Annotated in this window: 22 protein-coding genes; 10 read left to right on the top strand and 12 right to left on the bottom strand. The window is 74.4% G+C overall.

From position 1 onward, the window contains the following. The first annotated feature begins 41 nt into the window (after positions 1-41). Positions 42-968 (top strand): pseudouridine-5'-phosphate glycosidase, encoded by a 927-nt coding sequence (locus tag CP980_RS25050; protein ID WP_132760662.1) that lies wholly within the window; start codon positions 42-44, stop codon positions 966-968. Next, a complete protein-coding gene (locus tag CP980_RS25045) occupies positions 965-1891 on the top strand; it encodes a carbohydrate kinase family protein (protein WP_150529133.1) in 927 nt (308 codons plus the stop codon). The genes CP980_RS25050 and CP980_RS25045 overlap by 4 nt, the downstream gene beginning before the upstream one ends. Positions 1892-1937: 46 nt before the next feature. On the opposite strand, the gene CP980_RS35595 is transcribed toward CP980_RS25045, so the two are convergent. Together CP980_RS35595 and CP980_RS25035 are read right to left on the bottom strand one after the other, a co-directional pair. Beyond that, positions 1938-2597, bottom strand: coding sequence for a hypothetical protein (locus CP980_RS35595; RefSeq protein WP_150529132.1), 660 nt, complete (start codon positions 2595-2597; stop codon positions 1938-1940). Positions 2598-2763: 166 nt separating this feature from the next. Then, entirely contained in the window at positions 2764-3441 is a 678-nt protein-coding gene (locus tag CP980_RS25035; RefSeq protein ID WP_150529131.1) for a nucleoside/nucleotide kinase family protein, read from the bottom strand. Between the two features lie 91 nt (positions 3442-3532). On the opposite strand from CP980_RS25035, the gene CP980_RS25030 reads away from it, so the two are divergent. After that, positions 3533-4978 carry a WGR domain-containing protein gene (locus tag CP980_RS25030; protein WP_132760666.1) on the top strand — a complete coding sequence of 482 codons (1446 nt, stop codon included), beginning with the start codon at positions 3533-3535 and terminating at the stop codon, positions 4976-4978. A gap of 46 nt (positions 4979-5024) precedes the next feature. On the opposite strand, the gene CP980_RS25025 is transcribed toward CP980_RS25030, so the two are convergent. Then, positions 5025-5399 carry a cupin domain-containing protein gene (locus CP980_RS25025; protein WP_132760667.1) on the bottom strand — a complete coding sequence of 125 codons (375 nt, stop codon included), beginning with the start codon at positions 5397-5399 and terminating at the stop codon, positions 5025-5027. A gap of 152 nt (positions 5400-5551) precedes the next feature. Here CP980_RS25025 and CP980_RS25020 point away from each other — a divergent pair, with 152 nt between their 5' ends. Then, the gene (locus CP980_RS25020) at positions 5552-6232 is read left to right on the top strand and encodes a DUF2293 domain-containing protein (protein ID WP_150529130.1); all 681 of its coding nucleotides are present in this window, start codon (positions 5552-5554) and stop codon (positions 6230-6232) included. Here the strand turns inward: CP980_RS25020 and CP980_RS25015 are convergent, their stop codons facing one another. Next, a complete protein-coding gene (locus CP980_RS25015; RefSeq protein WP_308439408.1) occupies positions 6233-6898 on the bottom strand; it encodes a chaplin in 666 nt (221 codons plus the stop codon). A gap of 163 nt (positions 6899-7061) precedes the next feature. Here CP980_RS25015 and CP980_RS25010 point away from each other — a divergent pair, with 163 nt between their 5' ends. Continuing rightward, on the top strand, positions 7062-7610 hold the full coding sequence (locus CP980_RS25010; protein ID WP_132760670.1) for a hypothetical protein: 549 nt from the start codon (positions 7062-7064) through the stop codon (positions 7608-7610). Here the strand turns inward: CP980_RS25010 and CP980_RS25005 are convergent. Further along, on the bottom strand, positions 7591-8796 hold the full coding sequence (locus CP980_RS25005) for an SWIM zinc finger family protein (protein WP_150529128.1): 1206 nt from the start codon (positions 8794-8796) through the stop codon (positions 7591-7593). The genes CP980_RS25010 and CP980_RS25005 overlap by 20 nt on opposite strands. 42 nt (positions 8797-8838) lie before the next feature. Next, a complete protein-coding gene (locus tag CP980_RS25000) occupies positions 8839-11724 on the bottom strand; it encodes a DEAD/DEAH box helicase (RefSeq protein WP_150529127.1) in 2886 nt (961 codons plus the stop codon). 246 nt (positions 11725-11970) lie between these two features. On the opposite strand from CP980_RS25000, the gene CP980_RS24995 reads away from it, so the two are divergent. After that, on the top strand, positions 11971-12528 hold the full coding sequence (locus CP980_RS24995; RefSeq protein ID WP_150529126.1) for a hypothetical protein: 558 nt from the start codon (positions 11971-11973) through the stop codon (positions 12526-12528). A 31-nt stretch (positions 12529-12559) separates the two neighbouring features. Beyond that, the gene (locus tag CP980_RS24990) at positions 12560-12820 is read left to right on the top strand and encodes a DUF6343 family protein (protein WP_053688664.1); all 261 of its coding nucleotides are present in this window, start codon (positions 12560-12562) and stop codon (positions 12818-12820) included. 10 nt (positions 12821-12830) lie between these two features. Here CP980_RS24990 and CP980_RS24985 read toward each other — a convergent pair whose 3' ends face one another. From CP980_RS24985 to rpsA, 4 genes are all read right to left on the bottom strand, one after another. Next, a complete protein-coding gene (locus CP980_RS24985; protein WP_229907337.1) occupies positions 12831-13238 on the bottom strand; it encodes a tetratricopeptide repeat protein in 408 nt (135 codons plus the stop codon). A gap of 66 nt (positions 13239-13304) precedes the next feature. Further along, positions 13305-13967 carry a dephospho-CoA kinase gene (coaE, locus tag CP980_RS24980; RefSeq protein ID WP_150529125.1) on the bottom strand — a complete coding sequence of 221 codons (663 nt, stop codon included), beginning with the start codon at positions 13965-13967 and terminating at the stop codon, positions 13305-13307. A gap of 49 nt (positions 13968-14016) precedes the next feature. Beyond that, positions 14017-14955, bottom strand: coding sequence for a PAC2 family protein (locus CP980_RS24975; RefSeq protein WP_099895781.1), 939 nt, complete (start codon positions 14953-14955; stop codon positions 14017-14019). Between the two features lie 160 nt (positions 14956-15115). Continuing rightward, a complete protein-coding gene (gene rpsA, locus CP980_RS24970) occupies positions 15116-16624 on the bottom strand; it encodes a 30S ribosomal protein S1 (protein WP_030292147.1) in 1509 nt (502 codons plus the stop codon). Positions 16625-16992: 368 nt separating this feature from the next. Between rpsA and CP980_RS24965 the strand changes: the two genes are divergently transcribed. Beyond that, entirely contained in the window at positions 16993-17841 is an 849-nt protein-coding gene (locus tag CP980_RS24965) for a class I SAM-dependent methyltransferase (RefSeq protein ID WP_150529124.1), read from the top strand. A 7-nt stretch (positions 17842-17848) separates the two neighbouring features. Next, positions 17849-20395: an ATP-dependent helicase HrpB gene (gene hrpB / locus CP980_RS24960; protein ID WP_229907338.1), complete on the top strand. Its 2547-nt coding sequence runs from the start codon at positions 17849-17851 to the stop codon at positions 20393-20395. Here the strand turns inward: hrpB and pgfA are convergent. Both pgfA and CP980_RS24950 read right to left on the bottom strand, forming a co-directional pair. After that, positions 20379-21383, bottom strand: a complete 1005-nt coding sequence (gene pgfA / locus CP980_RS24955; RefSeq protein ID WP_132760676.1) for a cell envelope lipid trafficking protein PgfA — start codon at positions 21381-21383, stop codon at positions 20379-20381. The two genes, hrpB and pgfA, sit on opposite strands and share 17 nt — an antisense overlap. 13 nt (positions 21384-21396) lie before the next feature. Next, positions 21397-21537 carry an SPW_0924 family protein gene (locus CP980_RS24950; protein WP_107489825.1) on the bottom strand — a complete coding sequence of 47 codons (141 nt, stop codon included), beginning with the start codon at positions 21535-21537 and terminating at the stop codon, positions 21397-21399. Between the two features lie 124 nt (positions 21538-21661). Here CP980_RS24950 and CP980_RS35255 point away from each other — a divergent pair, with 124 nt between their 5' ends. After that, on the top strand, positions 21662-21808 hold the full coding sequence (locus CP980_RS35255; RefSeq protein ID WP_167535878.1) for a hypothetical protein: 147 nt from the start codon (positions 21662-21664) through the stop codon (positions 21806-21808). Positions 21809-21886: the final 78 nt, after the last annotated feature.

Below are 21886 nucleotides of genomic sequence, written 5' to 3'. Positions count from 1 at the left end.
GAGGGCGTTTGGAGCCCCGGATCGCGTGCCATGGATGGGACATGCACACATCATCCGAGGTCCCCGTCCTGTCCGAAGAGGTCCGTGAGGCGCTGGAGCGGCGCCTGCCCGTCGTGGCGCTGGAGTCGACGATCATCGCGCACGGCCTGCCCCGCCCCCGCAATCTGGCCGTGGGTGAGGAACTCGAAGCGCTGGTACGGGCCGAGGGCGCGGTTCCGGCCACGATCGCCGTCGTCGACGGTGTGGCGTACGCCGGGCTCGACAAGGCACAGCTGGAGCGGATCGCGGGCGGCGAGGGGGTGCGCAAGCTCGGCCACCGGGACCTGGCGCCCGCGCTCGCCACGGGCGCGACCGGTGCGACGACGGTGTCCGCGACGGCCTTCCTGGCCGCGCGGGCGGGGCTGCGGGTCTTCGCCACGGGCGGGCTGGGCGGCGTACACCGGGAGTACGCGCAGACGCAGGACGAGTCGGCGGACCTGGCGCTGCTGGCGCGGACGCGGATCACGGTGGTGTGCGCGGGGGTGAAGTCGATCCTCGACGTGCCGGCCACCTTGCAGCGGCTGGAGACGCTCGGGGTGGGGGTGCTCGGGTTCGGGACGGAACGTTTCCCCGGGTTCTACCTGGCCAGTTCCGGCGAGCCGGTGGACTGGACCGTGCACCGGCCCGAGGAGGTGGCGGCGGTGATGGCCGCCCAGGACGCGCTCGGCGGGCCCGCGTCCGCGCTGCTCGTGGCCAATCCGGTGGCGGAGGCCGAGCAGTTGGATCCGCAGCTGCACGACCGGGTCCTGGCCGATGCGTTGGCGCAGTGCCACGCCCGCGGGATCACGGGACAGGCGGTGACCCCGTTCCTGCTGGGGTTCCTGGTACGGGCCACGGGCGGGGCCTCCCTGGAGGCGAACCTGGCGGCGGTACGGGGCAACGTGGCGCTCGGGGCCAGGATCGCGGGGGCCTGGGCGGCGCGGCCGTGAGGGCGGCCGCCGGTCAGGGGGCCCCCGGCGCGCCGGGGGCGCTGCTGGTCGTCGGGGACGTGGTGACGGACGTCGTGGCGGTGCATCCGGAGCCGCTGGCCCCGGCCACGGACACGGCCGCGCGGATCCGGACCCTGCCGGGCGGCGCCGGGGCCAACGCGGCCTGCTGGGCGGCCCACGCCGGGGTGGCGGACGTACGCCTGCTCGCGCGGGTCGGCGCCGAATCGGCCCGGTGGCACGAGCAGGCCCTGCGGGATTCGGGGGTGCGGCCGCAGCTGGTGGTCGATCCGGCCGAGCCGACCGGGACGGTGGTGGCGCTGGTCGGCCGGGACGCGGAGCGCACCTTCCTCACCGACAGCGGCGCCGCGCTGCGGCTCTCCCCGCAGGACTGGGCTCCGGCCCTGCTGGACGGGGCCGGCCATCTGCACCTGTCCGGCTACCTCTTCTTCGCCGACAGCAGCCGCGCGCTGGCCCTGGTCGCGCTGCGGGCCGCCCGGGCCCTGGGCGTACCGGTGAGCGTGGACCCGGCCTCGGCGGGGTTCCTGGCCGGGCTGGGGCCGGAGCGCTTCCTGGAGGAGGTGGCGGGGATCGCCGTACTGCTGCCCAACCAGGACGAGGCGCGGCTGCTGGCCGGGCTGCCGGAGGGGGCCGGGGCGGCCCGGGCGGCGGCCGAGCTGAGCCGGCGGGTGCCCTTGGTGGTGGTCACCCGGGGTGCGGCCGGGGCGCTGGTGGCCGAGGGGGGCCGGGTGACCGCCGAGGTGTCGGCGGAGTCGGCCGAGGCGGTGGACTCGACGGGGGCCGGGGACGCGTTCACCGGCGGGTTCCTCGCGGCCCGGCTGGCGGGTGCGGGCGCTGCGGACGCGGCGCGGGCCGGGTGCCGGGCCGCCGCGCGGGCGGTGACCCGGCTGGGCGGGCGCCCGTAGGCCGGGTCTTGGGGACCACGGCGGGCCCGGGGTCCCGGGCGGGCGGCTAGAGGGTGTACTCCTCCTGGCCGAGGGTCTCGATCACGCCCGCCTTGTTCACGTCGTAGTGGAACACCAGGCCCTTGTTCGGGTGGGTTTCCAGCCACGAGGTGAGCTCGTGCGTGGTGATCGGCTTGTTCGTGGAGCCGGAGAGGATCGGGGCGTGGACACCGATCTCGGCGTCCTCGGCGATCGGGATGTAGGTCTCCTCGCCGACGGTCACGAAGGGGGTGGTGCCGCCCGCGACGGGGCAGGCCCAGTGGCCGCGCTTGACGATCAGGCTGTACTGGCCGCCCTCGGGGGTGTAGCGGTAGACGGCGATCTCGTGCGGCGAGACCGCGTCCTTGGAGGCGCAGGCGGGTCCGGGCGCGGACGGCGCCGGCTTGGCCGGGGCGGGGGCGGTGGGGGCGGGGGCGGTGGGGGCGGGCTTCTTCGAGGGCGAGGCGGCGGACGCGGCCGGGGCCGCTCCCGCGGGCGTGGCGGAGGCGGGGGCCGCGGGCGTGGGACTCGCCGGGCTCGCGCCGGGGCTCGCGCCGGCGGCCCCCGCGCCGGCGCCGTCGTCGCCGTTGCACGCCGTGAGGGTCAGCGCCCCGCAGAGCAGCAGCGCGGCGGCCGCCTGCCGCCGCAGCCGTCTCGGACCCAGAACCGCCGTACCCAGTCCGCCCATTGCCGTCTCCTTCTGCCAAGGCGCCACCGGGTGGCCGCCGTCGAAGCGTGGCGTCAACGTAGTGCGCGGCCGGGGCGGGGCGCGATGGCCGGATCCCGTTCGTCACCGGCCCGCGATGGCGTTGTTGCGGATCCCGTACCTCCGTGACGGACCGCGGGCGCGCACGTCAGCCGGTGGGGCCGGTGAGACCGGTCCAGGCGGGGTGGCGGGGGTCGTCGGCCCGGACCACCGCGTCGGCCCGGGCCCCGGGGTCGGTCTCGGCCTCGTAGCGGGCGAAGGCGGGCAGGGTCCAGCGTGCGGACTCCTCGGTGCGGCGGGCCAGCGCCCCCGGGGAGAGCCGGATGTGCACGCTGAGGTCGAAGGGGAACCAGTGACCGAGCAGCAGGGGGCCGTGCACGATCACGACGCCGCCCGGCGGGAGTTCGGTGTACGGGCTGCGGGTCGCCCGGTCTCTCACCGGGTCCCAGAGGTCCGGCAGCACGCGGCCGGTGCCGCCGGGATCGGTCGGGCCGAACACCTCGCGCCACAGGGCGGCGGTGTCGTACCAGCCGCCCAGGTAGGAGTCCACGTCCTCGCGGCCGAACTCGAAGCGGAGGGAGGCCGGGCGCAGGAACCCCTCGGCCGGGACCACCAGGGCCGGGCGGCTGCGCAGGCGCAGCGCGTCGGCGAGGTGGCCGGCCAGTACGCCGGTGTCGGCGGCGGGCGCGCCGTCGATGCCGACCCGCTGCCAACTCCTCTCCTGCGGCGGGGAACCGTGTCCGCCGAGGTGTCCGCCCAGGTGTTCGTCGAGGTGGCCGGCGAGCCGCTCGGCCATCCGCTGCCATGTGATCGCTTCCAGCTGCACGGGCCCATTGTCAGTGGTGGGCCCTAACGTTTTTCACGAGGGATCACCGGCGGGAAAGAGCCGTTGGCCCGGCCTTGGGGAGGGGTCTGTCATGGCTCGCGAGACGACGTATCTGGAGCTGTCGCAGGACGGCGGCGGCGCCCACAAGTTCTACGAGGTGACCGTGGACGGCACGGCCGTCTCGGTGCGGTACGGGCGCATCGGCGCGGACGGCCAGCTGCAGAGCTCCTCGTTCCCGACCGCCGAGAAGGCCCGGGCGGCCGCCGCGAAGAAGATCGGCGAGAAGGTCCGCAAGGGGTACGCGCCGGCCGTGGCCGGAGCGCGCGCGGCCCGGGCGGTGTCGCGCCGCCAGGTCACCTCGGCGCCGTCGACGGCGCGTGCGGTGGCCCCGGTGCTGTGGCGGTTCCGTACGGGGTCCTCGGCGTTCGGGATCCATGTGGACGAGGACCGCTGCTGGGTGGGCAACCAGGCGGGGGACGTCTACACGCTCAGCCACGAGGGCGAGGTGCTGGCCCGCTACTCGCTGCCCGACGGGGTGAAATGCCTGGTGGCGGACGAGTTCTGGATATACGCGGGCTGTGACGACGGCACGGTGTACGACCTGTCGTCGAAGGTGCCGTTCGGGGCGTACGACATAGCGGCGGACGTGGACATCTTCTGGCTCGACATCCACGAGGGGGTGCTGAGCGTGTCGGACCGCAGCGGCGGGCTGACGGTCATCGACCACGAGGACGAGTTCCAGTGGTCGCGGCGCTCGCCGGGCTCGAACGCGTGGATGGTGCGGGCGGACGAGCGGGCGGTCTACCACGGGCACAGCCAGGGCGTGACGGCGTACGCGGCCGACGGCGGGGCGCAGTTGTGGCACACGCCGACGGACGGCTCGGTGCTGTTCGGCTGGCAGGAGGACCACACGGTCTACGCGGCCACCGGGCGCCACACCGTGCAGCGGCTGGCGAAGGGGACGGGGGCCGTGGAGGCCTCGTACCGGTGCGACGCCGCCGTGTACGCGTGCGCGACCTCGCCGGACGGCCGTCATGTGTTCGCCGCCGACTACGCCTCGTCGGTGTACTGCTTCGATGCCGACGGGCGGCGCTTGTGGAAGCTGGGCACCGGCGGCGGTTCGGCCCTCTCGATGCAGTACCTGGACGAGCGGCTGTACCTGGTCACCACGGACGGGTCCCTGATCTGCATGGACGCGAGCGAGGCGGCGATCCTGGCGGCCCAGCGGGGCTCGGTGCCGACGGCGGTGGACGTGAAGTCGGCGGCCGCGCTGCCGGTGTTCACCCCGGCGGCCTCCGCGGCGGCGGTGGCGACCGTCTCGGTGGCCGCGGCCCCGGCGGACGGTGTCGTGGTGGAGTGCGTGCAGCAGGGCGGCCGCATGCGGGTGCAGGTCGTGTCGGGCGGCTTCGAGCCCTCGTGGAACGTGCAGTTCCCGCGCGGGATCCGGGAACCGGGTGCCCGGTACGTGGTGGACGGGCTGCATGCGGCCTCGGGCGGGTTCTACCGGGTGCGCGGTGAGATACGCCGCCTGGTCTGAGCGGGAGGCGGGGCGCCGCGCACCCCGTCGCGCCGGGCGGACCGGGTCACGGCAGGCTCCCCCGGCAGGCGCAGGGTTCGGCGCCTGCCGGGGCGTCCGCGGGTATGGAGAAGGCCTCGTCCTCGGCGAGCGTGCAGGTCACGTACAGCACGACCGGTACGGAGCCGAGGTTGCGGCCGAGGTGCAGGTGCTCCGCGCCGGGGGGTTCGACGAAGCTGGTGCCGGGGCGGTGCACGACGACCGAGTTGTCGTGCAGGATCCGGGTCAGCGTCCCGGACTTGACGAGCGCGATCAGCGGGACGCGGTGGAAGTGCCAGCCGGTGCAGCCGCCCGGTTCTATGACGACCTCCCGGCCCGCGAGGCCCTCCGCCCCGCCTTCTCCGGCCCGCACGAGCCGCGCCGTCGGCTGCCATCCACCCATGTATGCACCCCTCCCCCATGGGCATCACGGCATTACCGCAGCCCCAACTGCTCACGGTAGAGGGGCATCCGGCCATCGGGGAAAGTTGGCGAAACCTCAACCGCCATTTTCGGCAAGGTGATAAGCGGACCGGACAGCGGTATCACATCGTCATGAGCCTCGTGGTCTTCGAGTCGCTGAAGCAGATCCACTGCGCGGAGTGCCGGCAGGGGCCGCTGCGGCATCTCGTCCGCGAGGTCGGTGTGCCCCGCTGCCTGGACTGCGCCGACCTCGGGCACCTGGTCTACCTGCCGCGCGGGGACGCCGCCCTCACCCGGCGGGCCCGGGAGGCGAGTTCGCTCTCGGCCGTCGTCGTCCGCTTCAACAAGCGGCGCCGCCGCTACGAGCGACAGGGGCTCTTGGTCGAGGACCCCGCCCTGGCCCTCGCGGAGCGCGCCTGCCTCGCGGACGCCGAGGCGCGGGCCCGCCGCCGGGAGCGCGACCGGCTGCGCCGCGCGGTGGAGGACACCCGGTTCACGGCGGCCTTCGCGGCCGAGATCGTGCGGCTGTTCCCGGGGTGCCCGGCCGAGCGGGCGGTGGCGATAGCCACCCATGCCTCGCTGCGCGGCAGCGGCCGGGTGGGCCGTACGGCGGCGGGCCGGGCCCTCGACGAGCAGGCGGTGTCGGTGGCGGTCCGGGCGGCGGTCCGGCACACCGACACCGAGTACGACGCCCTGCTGATGGCGGGCGTCCCGCGGTTCGCCGCCCGGGCCCGGCTGGCCCCCCGGATCGACGCGATCCTGGACGCCTGGCGCAGGCTCCCGCCCGCCCCGGGCGCGGAGCTCCGGGGCTGATTACCGGAGGCGGAAACGGCGGTAGAGCAGCACCCCGCCCAGCAGCAGCGCCCCGCCGCCGGGCAGCAGGTAGCCGGCGCCGTCGGCCCCGGTGTGGGCGAGCGCCGGGCCGTGCTGCGGGGGCGCGGCCCGGGTGACGGGCGGCTCGACGACGGGGGTCGGCTTCGGCTGCGGTTGCTGCTGCGGCGGCTTCCCCCCGCTGGGCTCGTCCCCGTTGACGGACGTGTTGCCGGTGGAGCCGTTGCCGATCCCGACGACGTTCACCGAGTTGCCGCTGATGTTGACCGGGACGTCGACCGGGAGCTGGATCCCGTTGCCGGACAGCAGCCCCGGCGAATCCTTTCCTCCCCCTTCGGCATGGGCTCCCCCACCCGTGTGGGAGCCGCTGCCGGCCCCGGTTCCAGGTTTCGAAGGATGCGAGGACCCCGACCCTGGATGCCCGTCGCCGCCAGCGCCCTGGTTGGCGCAGCGGTTGCCCGATGCCGAGTTGAGCAGCCCGACCACGCTCACGGTGTTGCCGCACACGTTCACCGGGGTGTGCACGGGCAGTTGGACCAGATTCCCCGACAGCAGCCCCGGCGAGCGCTCCGCCTGCCCGCCCGCGTCCGCATCGGCGTAGGCGAACCCGCCGACACCCGCGACCGCCAGTCCGCCTCCCGCAACCACCGCCGCGATCAAGCCATTCCGACGACTGTGACGCATGAGTTTCCCTGCCTTCCGGAGGAGTTCACGGGCGCTGCACCCGCACCGGAAACAACGCGGTAAACCCGTTCGGGTTATAGAGGCGATAGGCATTTCACCCCATCGTGTACTGGGTAATGGCTACTTCATGACTGAACGCCCGCTCCTGCTCCTCGACGTGGACGGCCCGCTGAACCCCTTCCGCTCGCGCCTCGCGGGGCTGCGGGGGTACGCGAGTCACCGGATGCATCCGGCGGACTGGATGTCCCGCCGGGACCCCGGATCGCGCAGCGCGCGGCGCGGGCTGCGGGTCCGCCTGCACCCCGCGCACGGCGCCCGCCTGCTGGCCCTGCCGTTCGAACTCACGTGGGCCACCGCCTGGATGCACCAGGCCAACACGATGATCGCCCCGCACATCGGGCTACCCGGCGATCTTCCCGTCATCGAATGGCCGGAACTCTTCGCCCACGACCCCGACGGCCTCTTCTGGAAGACCCGCCCGCTCCTCGACTGGGCCGCGGGCCGTCCCTTCGCCTGGGTCGACGACATGATCACCCCGCAGGACCGCGCCTGGATCGAGGCCCACCACCCGGCTCCGGCCCTCCTCCTCACCATCCATGCCCGCCACGGACTGCGCGAGCGCGATTTCACCACGTTGACGCGCTGGGCGGCGGAGGTCAGCGGCGCAGGGCGGTGAGGGGGTCGGCCGCGGGGGCGCCCGTGGGCCACCAGTCCTCGGTGTCCGGGCGGGACTCGTAGGCGTACCAGAGGCCGTCGCGGCCCAGGCGGAGCTGGCGGGTGCGCGCGGTGAGGCGGTTGCGCTCGGGGCGGAAGGCGCCCTGCGCTGCGGCGATGAGGGCCGGGCGCGCCCGGTCGAAGGGACCGGCGGGCGGGTCCCAGGGCTCTTCGAGCGCGGCGAGCCCGGCCCGCCCGCCCTGACGCCAGGCCGCCGCGGCGCGGGCCAGGTCGGTGGTGGTGCGGCCGGTGGCGCGGGCCAGGTCCCGGTAGAGGGTGCGGGCCGCGCCGGTCAGGCCGGCCGTGTGGTGCGCGGAGGCCAGGCGCACGGCGTCCTGCCAGAGCGTGAGCCCGGCGATCGGGTCCTCGGCGGTGGTGAGCAGCGCGAAGGCGCGGGCGGCGGCGTCGGTGGCGAGCTGGTCCAAGGCCAGCGGATCGGGGGCCGCCGGGTCGGCCGGGTACGCGGGCGGGAGGCCCACGGCGGCCGGCGCGGGCAGCGGGGCCGGCAGCGGCGGCATCCCGGTGCGGGCCAGCGCGGCGCGGGCCGGCACCCCGGGGAAGTCCGGTGCGGCGTCGGGCTGTTCACGGGCGGCGTGGGCGGCGTTGCGGCGGGTCAGCTCGTCCAGGAGCTCCCGCTCTCCCCGGCCGCGCAGGAGCAGCAGGACGAACGGGTCCTCGTCGAGGAGGCGGGCCGCCCGGTAGCAGAGGGCCGCGGCGTGCTTGCACGGCGGCCGGGCGGTGTCGGGGCAGGAGCAGCGCGCGACGAGCTCGCCGGCACCGGGCAGCACCGATCCCGCCAGGGACTGCGGAACCTCCCGCTCCAGCAGGCTCGCGAGGGCCGTGGGGTCCGCGGCGACCTCCTCCAGGAGCTCGCTCCACTCCGCGTCCGCGAAGGGGCTCAGGGCCAGCTCGGTGCGGTACGGGCGGGCGCGGCTGCCCCGCACGTACGCCACGATCCGGCCGGGGGTGACCGTGACCGCGTCGACATGGCCCTCGGCCGCGTACGCGTGTCCCCGGGCCAGGCGCGCCGGGTCGCCGGACGCCTCTTCGAGCGCCGACACCCAGGCACGGCCCCACCAGCTGGTGGCCTCCACCCCGGCCGGCACCGTCTCGAAGGTCCGGCGGCGGTCCTCCCTCGCTGTGATCATGCGAGCCTCCGCGCCGTGGTCATGCTGGCCTCCGCGCCGTGGTCATGCGGGCCTGCGCAGCGAGACGAGGTCGGCCAGCTCGCGATCGGTCAGCTCCGTCAGCGCCGACTCCCCCGAGCCGAGCACGGCATCGGCCAGCGCCCGCTTCGCCTCCAGCATTTCGGCGATCCGGTCCTCCACGGTGCCCTCGGCGATGATCCGGTGGACCTGGACGGGCTGCGTCTGGCCGATCCGGTAGGCGCGGTCGGTGGCCTGCTCCTCCACCGCCGGGTTCCACCAGCGGTCGAAGTGGATGACATGGCCGGCCCGCGTGAGGTTCAGCCCCGTGCCCGCCGCCTTCAACGAGAGCAGGAAGACCGGGACTTCGCCCGACTGGAAGCGGTCCACGAGCTCCTCCCGGCGCGCCACGGGCGTTCCGCCGTGCAGGAGCTGGTGGGAGATCCCGCGGGCGGCCAGGTGCCGCTCGATGATCCGGGCCATGGTCACGTACTGGGTGAAGACCAGCACCGCGCCGTCCTCCGCGAGGATCGTGTCCAGCAGCTCGTCCAGCAGGGCCAGCTTGCCCGAGCGGTGCGGGATCCGGGGCTGCTCCTCCTTCAGGTACTGCGCGGGGTGGTTGCAGATCTGCTTGAGCGAGGCCAGCAACTTCATGATCATGCCGCGCCGCTCGATGCCCTCGCTCGCCTCGATCACGGCCATCGCCTCCTCCACCGCGGCCTGGTAGAGCGAGGCCTGCTCGCGCGTGAGCGAGACCGGATGATCGGTTTCCGTTTTCGGCGGGAGCTCGGGGGCGATCCCCGGGTCCGACTTCTTGCGCCGCAGCAGGAACGGCCGCACGAGCGCGGCCAGCCGGGCCACCGCCGCCTCGTTGCCCCCGTCCTCCTCCTGCTGGTGCTCCACCGGGCGGGCGTGCCGGGCCCGGAACGCCGTCAGCGGGCCCAGCAGCCCGGGCGTGGTCCAGTCGAGCAGCGCCCACAGCTCGGAGAGGTTGTTCTCCACCGGGGTGCCGGTCAGTGCCACCCGGGCCGGCGCAGGGATCGTGCGCAGCGCCTTCGCCGTCGCCGAATGCGGGTTCTTCACGTGCTGTGCCTCGTCGGCGACGACCATGCCCCAGGGCTGCTCGGCCAGCCGGGCCGCGCTGGCGCGCATCGTCCCGTACGTGGTGAGGACGAACCCGCCGGCCAGCCCGTCCAGGCTGCGGCTGCCGCCGTGGAAGCGGCGCACGGCGACTCCGGGCGCGAACTTCTCGATCTCGCGCTGCCAGTTGCCCAGCAGCGACGCGGGGCAGACGACGAGCGTCGGCTCGGGGCGGTCCCGGTGCAGGTGAAGCGCGATCAGCGTGACCGTCTTGCCCAGACCCATGTCGTCGGCGAGGCAGCCGCCGAGGCCGAGCGAGGTCATCAGGTCGAGCCAGGCCAGGCCGCGGGCCTGGTAGTCGCGCAGGGTGGCCTTCAGGGCGGCGGGCTGCGGCAACGGGGCCAGTTCGCCGGTCAGCCGCTCCCGCAGAGCGGCCAGCGCACCCACCGGGACCGCCTCCACCGGCTCCCCGTCGACCTCGGCCGTCCCCGTCAGTACGGCGGCCAGCGCGTCCACCGGGTCCAGCAGGCCCAGCTCCCGCTTGCGCGCCTTGCGCACCAGCTCCGGATCGACCCGCACCCACTGGTCCCGCAGCCGCACCACGGGCCGGTGCGCCTGCGCCAGGGCGTCCATCTCCCCCGGGGTGAGCCGGTCGCCGCCCAGCGCGAGCTCCCAGGAGAAGGCGAAGAGGTGGCCGGCGTCGAAGAAGGCGGTGCCGTCGGTGGCGGAGCCGGGCGCGGTGGACCGTACGACCGCGGTCGCGGACAGTGAACGGGCCAGCTCGCGCGGCCAGTGGACCAGGACCCCGGCGGCCGCCAGCCGGCTCGCGGCCCGGCCGAGGAGGTCTTCGAGCTCCGGGTCGGAGAGGGCGAGGACATCCGGGACGGGCTGGTCCAGCAGCCGCAGCAGCGGCGGCCAGACCCGGGCGGCCCGGCGCAGCGCCAGTACGGCGTCGATCCGGGCGCGCGGCCCGAACCCGGCGGCGGCCGCCCCGGCCCACAGCAGCCCGGCGTCGGTGACGAGGGTGGGGTCGGCGAGGCTGTGCACCTGGACCACGGCGGCGCCCGCGCGACGGACCTCGGCGGTCCCGGTGTCCCCCGTACCGTCGGGGTCGTCGGTGCCGACGGGGTCGTCGGGCCGGTCGAAGAGGCTGAACGAGGACAGGTCGAGCCGCAGCGAGATCCCGACCCCGGCGTCGGCGCCGGCCGCGACCTGCGCGGCCCACTCCTGTATCCCTGGCACCCGCTGGGGCTCCCGCGCGGCGAAGGGCCGCCCGGCGGCCACCGGCGCGGCCGGGGTGCGGGGCAGGGTGTCGGCGACGGCATCCAGGAACGCCCGTACCAACGCCTCCGGTTCGGGCACCTGGAGGGGGCGGCGGCCGGTCAGGGGGGTCGCGTACCCCTCGTAGGGCAGGGCGGCGGCCACGGCGCGCAGGTGGCCGACGTCCTCGGCGTCGAGCGGGCCGGCCCGCCAGGCGTCGATCCCGTCGGGGGTGACGCCGGGCAGGAGCCGGCCGCGGGCGGCGAGCGCGAGCGCGTGCAGCGCGGCGGTGCCCCAGGCGCGGGTGGCGGGATGCGCGGCGGGGCTGCGGGGGGCGCGGACGAGGAGGGGCAGGGCGTCGGCGACGGGGAGGGTGCGGGAGGGGACGCTGCGGGTGCGGATCCCCTGGCCGTGGGGGCGGACGACGGTGAGCGGGGCCGGGGTCCCGGCGCCTTCCTCCTCCGGGAGGGCGTCCCCGTCGGGGGCCCAGAAGGCGAAGCGGGCCTCGCGGGGGACGGCGGCGGGGAGGAACACGGCGGGGTGGCGCAGGAGCGCGGTCGTGGGCGGCTGCGCGGGCGTACGCGGTGTCACGGTGTCGGCTCCTCTCCCTCGCGGCGCGCTCGGATGTGGACGGGGTTCCCGTCTGCCGTCGAGTCTAGGTGGGGGCACTGACAACGCCGCCGGGCTGCGCGGACGCCGACCGCGGGGCCGGAGCCGTCGGCAGCGGGCCGCAGTGTGCCGGAGCGTGCCGGAGCGGGGACCGGCGGGCGTTTGAGCCGTCCCCGGGGTGGGGAAGGCAGGGGCACCGCACCAGCTGCCGCAGGGGGAGAAACCACCGTGCTCCAGGGCCTCGCCGCCGTCATCGCGCTCACGCTCGCCGCCCCCGGATTCCTCGGCGCCGCCGATCTGCCGCCGCATCCCACCTCGCCCTGGCATGCCGGGAAGATCACCAAGGGGCTGCCCGAGACGGCCCCGTTCTGCCTGGACGGGGTGCTTCCGGCCGCCGGGAGCTGGCACCGGCGGTTCGGGACCGACCTCGACACCGGCGCCGTACAGGTCTCCGTACGGGCCTCCTCCGACGCGGCGGCCGCCCGGCTGGCCCGGAACCTGGAGCGGGCCGTCGCCGCCTGCGCCGCGGACTGGCTGCGGGAGCACCCGGAGGGAACGGCCGGCTCCACGGACTACGGCGCCCTCCCCGTCGAGGAGGGCGCCCACGTCTACGGCGTGCACACCTCGATCCCCGACTCCGAGCCCGGCGTGCACCTCTTCGGCATCGGACGCGACGGCGCCACCGTGACCGTCGTCCAGTGGGGTCAGATGGGCGACCTGGGCGACGCCCCCGTCGCCGCCTTCAGGCGGACGACCACCACCGCCGTGAACCGCCTCGATCCCTGAGTGGTGCGACCATGGAACCGAGGCGATGGTCATGCGTTCCGGAAACGAGCCGGTTACCGCCCGCAGTCCGCTGCGGCTGCGGTTCTGGCTGAGCCTGTGGGGGTTCGTCTGGGCCGCCGCCGGGACCGCCGCGTTCTCGCTGGTCGGCCGTCCCGGGTGGGCGGCCGCCTGCGGGGTGGTGGCGGTGCTCGCGCTCGTGGACCTGGCCGTGGTCCTGCACCACATCCACCAGGGCCCGCACTACCAGCCGGGCCCGGACGTCCCCCCGTACGAGCCCCCGCACCAGCGGTGACCGCGGCCCGCTACTCCTCGAAGCGGGCCGCCGCGAGGTAGTCGGGCTGCGGGTCCAGGGCGGCCGCCAGGCGGAAGTGCTTGCGCGCCTGCTCGGGACGGCCGGAGCGCTCGTGGGTGCGGGCCAGCGCGAAGTGCGCGAAGGCGTTGTCCGGCTCCCGCTCCAGCACCAGCTCGAACTCCAGCGCCGCCGGACGCAGTTGCGCCGCCGCGAAGAAGGCGCGGGCGCGCAGCAGGCGGGCCGCGGTGTTCTCGGGGTGCGCGGCGATGACCGAGTCGAGCAGCTTCACGGCGCCCTGCGGGTCGCGGGCGGCCAGCAGCTGCTCGGCGGCCCGGTAGTCGATGACGTGGGTCTCGGGCGACGAGCCGGACGGCGGAGGCGGCTGCGCCGGTATGGGCGGCGGCGTGGTGTCGGACACGGTCTGATCCTTCCCTCTGCGGGCGCGTTCAACGCCCCGCGCCCCGCCTGCTATTCCATGTGCACGTCAGGCACCGGCAGCATCCGCGGGACCTGCGGCACCTGCGGCACCGGCACCACCGGCGGCCCCCGCCGCCGCTTCCCGCTCCCTGAGCTCCGCCCACACCGCGCGCACCTGCGGTTCCAGCGCCTCCAGCGGCCCGTCGTTGTCGATCACGAGCGTGGCCACCGCCAACCGCTGCTCCCGCGTGGCCTGCGCGGCCATCCGGGCCCGCGCCTCCTCCTCGGCCATCCCGCGCAGCGCGGTCAGCCGGGCCAGCTGCGTCCCGGGGGCGGCGTCCACCACGACCACCAGGTCGTACAGCGGCGCCAGACCGTTCTCCGCCAGCAGCGGTACGTCGTGCACCACGATCGCGTCGGGCCCGGCGGCGGCCTCCAGCTCGGCCGAACGCGCCCCCACCAGCGGGTGCACGATGGCGTTGAGGGTCCGCAGCTTCTCCGGGTCGGCGAAGACGATCGAGCCCAGCTTCGGCCGGTCCAGCGTCCCCCCGGCGCCCAGCACGGACTCCCCGAAGGCCGCCACGACGGCCGCCAGCCCCGGCGTACCGGGCTCCACGACCTCCCGCGCGATGCGGTCGGCGTCCACGACGACCGCCCCGTACCCCGCCAGCAGCCGCGAGACCTCGCTCTTGCCGGCACCGATTCCGCCTGTCAGGCCCACCTTCAGCATGCTCAGCAGAGTAGACCCCGCGCCCCGGCCCCCGTACGGCCGGGGGCCCTCAGCCCTCGCCCTCGCGCTCCGCGAGGAAGCGCTCGAACTCGCGGCCGATCTCGTCCGCCGACGGGATCTCCTGCGGCTCCGCGATCATGTTGCCCCGCGTCTCGGCTCCCGCCGCCGCGTCGTACTGGTGCTCCAGCCCCTGGACCAGGGCGACAAGTTCCTCGTCGCCCTCGCGGATCTGCCGGTCGATCTCCGTCTGCGTACGGTGCGCCTCGGTGCGCAGCGCGTGCGCCACGGCCGGCAGGACCAGCCCGGTCGCCGCCGTGATCGCCTCCAGCGCCGTCAGCGCGGCGTCCGGGTATGGGGAGCGCGCCACGTAGTGCGGTACGTGCGCGGCGACGCCCAGCACGTCGTGCCCGGCCTGCCCGAGGCGGAACTCGACCAGCGATTCCGCGCTGCCCGGCACTTGGGCCTCGTCGAACGGGCTGCGGTGGCCCGGCATCAGGTCGGTCCGGTTGCCGTGCGGGGTGATCCCGACGGGGCGGGTGTGCGGGACGCCCATGGGGATGCCGTGGAAGTTGACCGAGAGCCGGACGCCGAGGCGTTCGACGATCTGCCGGACGGCGACGGCGAAGCGCTCCCACTCCACGTCCGGCTCGGGGCCGGAGAGCAGCAGGAACGGGGCGCCCGTGGCGTCCTGGACGAGGCGCACCTCAAGGCGCGGCTCCTCGAACTCGGTCCAGTGGTCGCGCTGGAAGGTCAGCAGCGGGCGCCGGGCGCGGTAGTCGACCAGGCGGTCGGCGTCGAACCGAGCCACGACCTGGTGGGGCAGCGTGTCGAGCAGCCGCTCGACGATCTGCTCCCCGGCCTCACCCGCGTCGATGTACCCCTCGAAGTGGTAGAGCATGACCAGCCCGGCCGAGTCCTGGGCAAGCGCCAGATCCGCCACTGCCAGGCCCTTGGCGTCCCATTCGTACAAACCCTGTGGATCAAGCACCGCCACCACTCCTCTTCGCTGCCTTCTGTGCGCACAACGTCCAAGGCAACGGCTCCATTCCCCAGTTGGCCCCTTTCACAGGAACGCAACAAGGCCCGCCCCCCGAAGGGGACGGGCCTTGTATTCAGCTCAGCTCACACCGGGGTGTGATGCGCTGCGATCAGCTCTGGCCGCCGGCCAGCTTCTCGCGGAGCGCGGCCAGGGCCTCGTCGGAGGCCAGGGCGCCCGAGGTCTCGTCCGACTCCGAGGAGTAGGAACCACCCGAGATGCCCGCACCGGCGTTGCCACCGGCGGCCGGGGCGGCAGCGCCCTCGGCAGCGGCGGCCTCGTCGGCCTCGCGGCTCTTGATGACCTGCGCCTGGTGCTGCTCGAAGCGGACCTGCGCCTCGGCGTACTGGCGCTCCCACGTCTCGCGCTGGGTCTCGTAGCCCTCGAGCCAGTCGTTGGTCTCGGGGTCGAAGCCCTCGGGGTAGATGTAGTTGCCCTGGTCGTCGTAGGACGCGGCCATGCCGTACAGGGTCGGGTCGAACTCGACCGACGCCGGGTCGGCACCGAAGGACTCGTTGGCCTGCTTCAGGGACAGCGAGATCCGGCGACGCTCCAGGTCGATGTCGATGACCTTGACGAAGATCTCGTCGTTGACCTGGACGACCTGCTCCGGGATCTCCACGTGGCGCTCGGCCAGCTCGGAGATGTGGACCAGACCCTCGATGCCCTCGTCCACGCGGACGAACGCACCGAACGGAACCAGCTTGGTGACCTTACCCGGGACGACCTGACCGATCTGGTGCGTACGGGCGAACTGCTGCCACGGGTCCTCCTGCGTCGCCTTCAGCGACAGGGAGACACGCTCGCGGTCCATGTCCACGTCGAGGACCTCGACGGTGACTTCCTGGCCGACCTCGACAACCTCGGACGGGTGGTCGATGTGCTTCCAGGACAGCTCGGAGACGTGGACGAGACCGTCGACGCCACCCAGGTCCACGAAGGCACCGAAGTTGACGATCGAGGAAACGACGCCGGAGCGGACCTGACCCTTCTGCAGGGTGGTGAGGAACGTCTGGCGGACCTCGGACTGGGTCTGCTCCAGCCAGGCACGGCGGGACAGGACCACGTTGTTGCGGTTCTTGTCCAGCTCGATGATCTTCGCCTCGAGCTCCTTGCCCACGTAGGGCTGGAGGTCGCGGACGCGGCGCATCTCGACGAGGGAGGCCGGCAGGAAGCCACGGAGGCCGATGTCGAGGATGAGACCACCCTTGACGACCTCGATGACGGTACCGGTGACGATGCCGTCTTCTTCCTTGATCTTCTCGATCGTGCCCCAGGCGCGCTCGTACTGGGCGCGCTTCTTGGACAGGATCAGGCGGCCTTCCTTGTCCTCCTTCTGGAGAACCAGGGCCTCGATCTCGTCGCCGACCTTGACGACCTCGTTCGGGTCGACGTCGTGCTTGATCGAGAGCTCACGGCTCGGGATCACGCCTTCGGTCTTGTAACCGATGTCGAGCAGGACCTCGTCCCGGTCGACCTTCACGATGACGCCGTCGACGATGTCGCCGTCGTTGAAGTACTTGATCGTCTCGTCGATCGCGGCGAGGAAGGCTTCCTCGTTACCGATGTCGTTGACCGCTACCTGCGGGGTGGTAGAGGTGGTCTCGGTGCTGCTCGTCATGTGGGAAAGGGCTCCGGTTACGGACAGAAAGTCGTAGGTACTGCTACGCCGGGAGCCCTTATCGGCATCTGCCGAAGAAGCCGGACAGCCAAGGAAGCCCCTACTCCGCCGTGAAGCGGGTCAGGGCCTCGAGAACCGAGGGGTCATCAACAGATGCAAGCGCAGCCTGCTAGGTCTGAGGAGCACAGGCTCGCAGCGCAACTTGTAGCATACGGGGGCAGCCGGACAGGGTCAATGCGCGAAGGCGCACACCCCGGGCGGATCACCGCATAACCGGCACAATTCGTGGGCGGGCAGGCGCTGATGGCCCCTCCCTGCCGTGTTGTGACTCTTTCCGACTCTTTCCGCAGACTACGACGACGGGCCCCATGAACCAAGAGGACTACGCCCCCGAAGACGCGTACGAAGCCGAGGACGGCTCCGGCGAGGACGCCGAGGCCACCCGGCGCGAGGCCGACGAGGCGGAGAGCAGCCGGGCCAGCCGGGGCTGGTGGGACCGCAACGCCGACGAGTACCAGAACGAGCACGGCGCCTTCCTCGGCGACGACCGCTTCGTCTGGGGGCCGGAGGGCCTGGACGAGGCGGACGCCGCACTGCTCGGGCCGGCGCACTCCCTGAAGGGCAAGGACGTCCTGGAGATCGGCGCCGGCGCCGCCCAGTGCTCGCGCTGGCTGGCCGCTCAGGGCGCCCGCCCCGTCGCCCTCGACCTCTCCCACCGCCAGCTCCAGCACGCCCTGCGCATCGGAGAAGGCGTGCCGCTGGTCGAGGCCGACGCCGGACGCCTGCCCTTCCGCGACGCCTCCTTCGACCTCGCCTGCTCGGCGTACGGGGCCGTCCCCTTCGTCGCCGACCCCGTGAACGTCATGCGCGAGGTCCACCGCGTCCTGCGCCCCGGCGGCCGCTGGGTCTTCTCCGTGACCCACCCCGTCCGCTGGGCGTTCCCCGACGAACCCGGCCCCGAGGGGCTCTCCATCGCCGCCTCCTACTTCGACCGCACCCCGTACGTGGAACAGGACGAGCAGGGGCGCGCCGTCTACGTCGAGCACCACCGCACCCTCGGCGACCGGGTCCGGGACGTGGTGGCGGGCGGGTTCCGCCTCGTCGACCTGGTGGAGCCGGAATGGCCCGAGTGGAACACCCAGGAGTGGGGCGGCTGGTCCCCGCTGCGCGGCAACCTGATCCCCGGCACCGCGATCTTCGTCTGCGAGAGGGACTGAGGGCCCCTTGAGCCGACAGCTGCGGCAGTCCGACCTCGACGCCCTTCCCGTCCGGGAGGCAGTGCCCGCACTGCTCTCCGCCCTGGACGCCCACGGCGCGGCGGTGCTCTGCGCCCCGCCCGGCACCGGCAAGACCACGCTGGTGCCCCTAGTGCTGGCGGGGCTGGTGGGCGGCGGGCCCCGGCGCCGGGTGATCGTCGCCGAGCCCCGGCGGATCGCCGCCCGGGCGGCGGCCCGCCGGATGGCCTGGCTGCTGGGCGAGCCGGTCGGCGGCCCGGTGGGGTTCACGGTGCGCGGCGAGCGGGCGGCGGGGCCGGACACGGTGGTCGAGGTCGTCACCACCGGTGTCCTGCTCCAGCGGCTCCAGCGGGACCAGGAGCTCGCCGGCGTGGACGTGGTGGTTCTGGACGAGTGCCACGAGCGGCACCTCGACGCCGACACGGTCGCCGCGTTCCTCGTGGACGTACGGGAGACCCTGCGCCCGGAGCTGCGGCTGGTGGCGGCCTCGGCGACCACGGACTCCGCGAGCTGGGCACGGGTGCTCGGCGGGGCTCCGGTGGTGGAGGCCGCGGGGGTTTCGTACCCGGTGGAGACGGTCTGGGCCCCGCCGGCCCGGCCGGTGCGGCCCCCGCACGGGATGCGGGTGGACCCGGCGCAGCTGACCCACGTGGCCTCCGTGGTGCGGCGGGCGCTGGCGGAGCGTCCGGGGGACGTGCTGTGCTTCCTGCCCGGCGTCGGCGAGATCGCCCGCGTCGCGGGGCAGCTGGGCGGCGTGGAGGCGGAGGTGCTCCAGCTCCACGGGCGCGCCCCGGCCGCGGTGCAGGACGCGGCGCTGTCGGTCGCACCGCACCGCCGGGTGATCCTGGCCACGGCGGTGGCCGAGTCGAGCCTGACCGTGCCGGGGGTACGGGTGGTCGTGGACTCCGGGCTGGCCCGCGAACCCCGCGTGGACCACGCGCGGGGCCTGGGCGCGCTGGCGACCGTACGGGCGTCCCGCGCGGCCGGGCGCCAGCGGGCGGGCCGGGCCGGGCGCGAGGCGCCGGGAGCGGTGTACCGCTGCTGGCCGGAGGCTGAGGACGGCCGCCTTCCGGCGTTCCCCTCGCCCGAGATCCGGATCGCGGACCTGGCGCAGTTCGCGCTGCAGGCGGCCTGCTGGGGCGATCCGGACGCGGCCGGGCTGGCCCTGCCGGACCCCCCGTCGGCCGGGGCGATGGCCGCGGCGCGGGAGGTGCTGGTCGCGGTGGGCGCCGTGTCCGCGACGGGTGCCGTGACGGGGCGCGGGCAGCGGATGGCCCGGCTCGGGCTGCACCCGCGCCTGGCCCGGGCCCTGCTGGACGGCTCCGCGGAGCTGGGGCCCCGCCGGGCCGCGGAGATCGTCGCCCTGCTGAGCGAGGAGCCGCCGCGGGAGTACGGGGACGACCTGGCCGCCGCCTGGCGCCGGGCCCGCACGGGCGCCGACGCGTACGGCTCCCGCTGGCGCGCGGAAGCCGGGCGCCTGGAGCGCGCCGTCTCCGGAACCGGGGCCGGGGCCGCGCCCACGGGCGCCCGCGCGGGGGACGACGCCGCCGCCGGGCTCGTGGCGGCCCTCGCGTTCCCGGAGCGCGTCGCCAGGACCAGGGGCCGGGGAGCCTTCCTGATGGCCAACGGCACCGGAGCCGAGCTCGGCGAGGGGTCGCCGCTGCGCACCGCGCCCTGGCTGGCCGTCGCCGTCGCGGACCGGGGCCCGCACTCCGCCTCCGCCCGGGTCCGGCTGGCCGCCGTCATCGACGAGGACACCGCCCGGGCCGCGGCCGGCCACCTGCTCGCGGCGGGCGAGGAGGTGCGCTGGGAGGACGGCGACCTCGTCGCCCGCGCCGCCGAGCGGCTCGGCGCCATCGAGCTCGCCGTGCGCCCGATCAAAGACCCCGACCCGGCTCTCGTACGGGCGGCCCTCCTCGACGGGCTGCGCGGCGAAGGCCTCGGACTGCTGCGCTGGACCCCGGACGCGCGGGCGCTGCGAGCCCGGCTCGGCTTCCTGCACCGCACGCTCGGCGGCGGCTGGCCCGACGTCCAGGACGACGGCGCCCTCCTGGACCGTGCCGACGACTGGCTGGAGCCGGAGCTGTCCCGGGCCCGCCGCCGCGCGGACCTCGGGCGGATCGACGCCGGTCAGGCGCTGAACCGGCTGCTCCCCTGGGCCACCGGCGAGGCCGCCCGCCTCGACGAGCTGGCCCCGGAGCGGATCGAGGTGCCCAGCGGCTCCCGGATCCGGGTGGACTACGGCGCCGAGCACGAGCAGGGGCACGGTCAGCCCGTGCTCGCGGTGAAACTGCAGGAGCTGTTCGGGCTGGCCGAGACCCCGAGGGTGGCCGGGGTTCCCGTACTCGTGCACCTGCTGTCCCCGGCCGGGCGGCCCGCCGCCGTCACCGCCGACCTGGCCTCGTTCTGGCGGGGCGGCTACCGCGCCGTACGCGCCGAGCTGCGCGGCCGCTACCCCAAGCACCCCTGGCCGGAGGACCCGGCGACCGCCGAGCCCACCCGGCACACCAACGCCCGGCTCAGACGGCCGCGGTGAGCCGCGCGGTGAGGCCCTGACCGTCCTCGGGCCCGTCGCGGCGCCGGCCCCGGGCCTCCAGCCACAGGGCCAGTCCGAGCAGGACGAGGGCGCCGGCCGCCAGGCCGACCGGCGCGTAGGTGTGGAGTGCGAGGACCTTCGTACGGTTGGACTTGACCAGGTCGACGGTGTAATCGGCGTAGTCCTCGCGCATCTTCACGTGCCCGGCGAAGACGGTGAGCCTGCCGTCGGGCGCCCCGGCCGCGATGCCGCCGCGCATCTCCTGCTCGATGACCTGCTCGGCGTTGACGGGCGCCCCGGTCACCGGGTCGACCCAGAACATCGCCTTGACCTGGTACCAGAGGCTGGTGCCGGTGGTCTGCTCGAAGGTCTTCGGGTCGATGCCCTCGATCGGCATCTTCTTCGGGAGCGAGACCTTGGTCCAGGGGACGGTCTGCTCGTAGTAGTAGACGTCCATCCCGCGGTACGTGCGCGGGCCGACGTAGTGGATCGGCGAGGCGGTGCGGGTCTGCGCGTCGAAGTAGAGATAGTCGCGCGGCTCGGTGAAGAACGGCCACTTGAACTCGATGCCCTCGCGCTTGACCGGGTCGCCGTCGACCATCTCGCCGGTGGCGTGCACCGGGTCCTGGGTATGGGCGTCGAAGATGTAGCGCTCGGGTATCTGGGAGACCATCTTCCCGTCCGGGCCCATGATGTACGACAGGGTGTCCCAGACGACGACGTCCTTGCCGGCGCTCGCCTCGATCTCCTTCGACGCCTCGACGTTGCCCTTCAGGGTCTGGACGATGGTGACCTTGTCCACCTTCTTGGGCTGCATGCCGGCGGTGTAGTCGAGGAGGGTCGCGTCCCTCGCCTCCAGGACCATCTCCTGGTACTGGTTCGGCGGGATCTTGGCGAGCCGGGGGTACGCGTACCAGCGCAGCAGCGGTGCGAGGGCGGCGAGGAACACGGCGAGGGCGAGCAGGACGAGGCTGGCGGTGCGTCTCAAGGCCGGGCCTCCTCTACTGTCCGGGCGCGGTGGGCGCGGTGGTGAGCAGGGGCTTGGGCGAGGTCTTGCCTTCGGGCGCCCCGAACGCCGTGACGGCGAACACGAGGGCCAGCGCGGCGGCAAGCCCGATGGCGGCGGCGAGGAGTGCGCGCATGCCGGGGCCTCCGGAATCTGATGGGACGTCAGGGCGGAGCCGCACCGTAGCAACGCGGGGCGGAGATGAGAACCGTCCGGTCACCGGATCACAGGTGGCCCCAGCGGCCCGCCGGGAGAGCCGGGTGCGATCGGGGCTGGACGCGGGTGACGTGATCTCCCTCCACGCCCTCCAGTGCACCGGCACCGAAGCCGTGTCGATGGCGACGGCCTTCGGTGACGTGACGGTGGCTCCGCAGCTCACGGCGGAACTGCTGGTGCCGGGGGCGTAACCGGCGCAGGCGGCCCAGGGGACGACGACGGCCCGCCGGTTCTCCGGCGGGCCGTCGGGCTGCTCGATGAAGGTCCCT

Origin of the sequence: Streptomyces vinaceus (assembly GCF_008704935.1) — a bacterium.
Classification (GTDB): Bacteria; Actinomycetota; Actinomycetes; order Streptomycetales; family Streptomycetaceae; genus Streptomyces; species Streptomyces vinaceus.
Note: the sequence above shows the minus strand (reverse complement) of the source record. Positions and strands in the feature narration are given on the sequence as shown.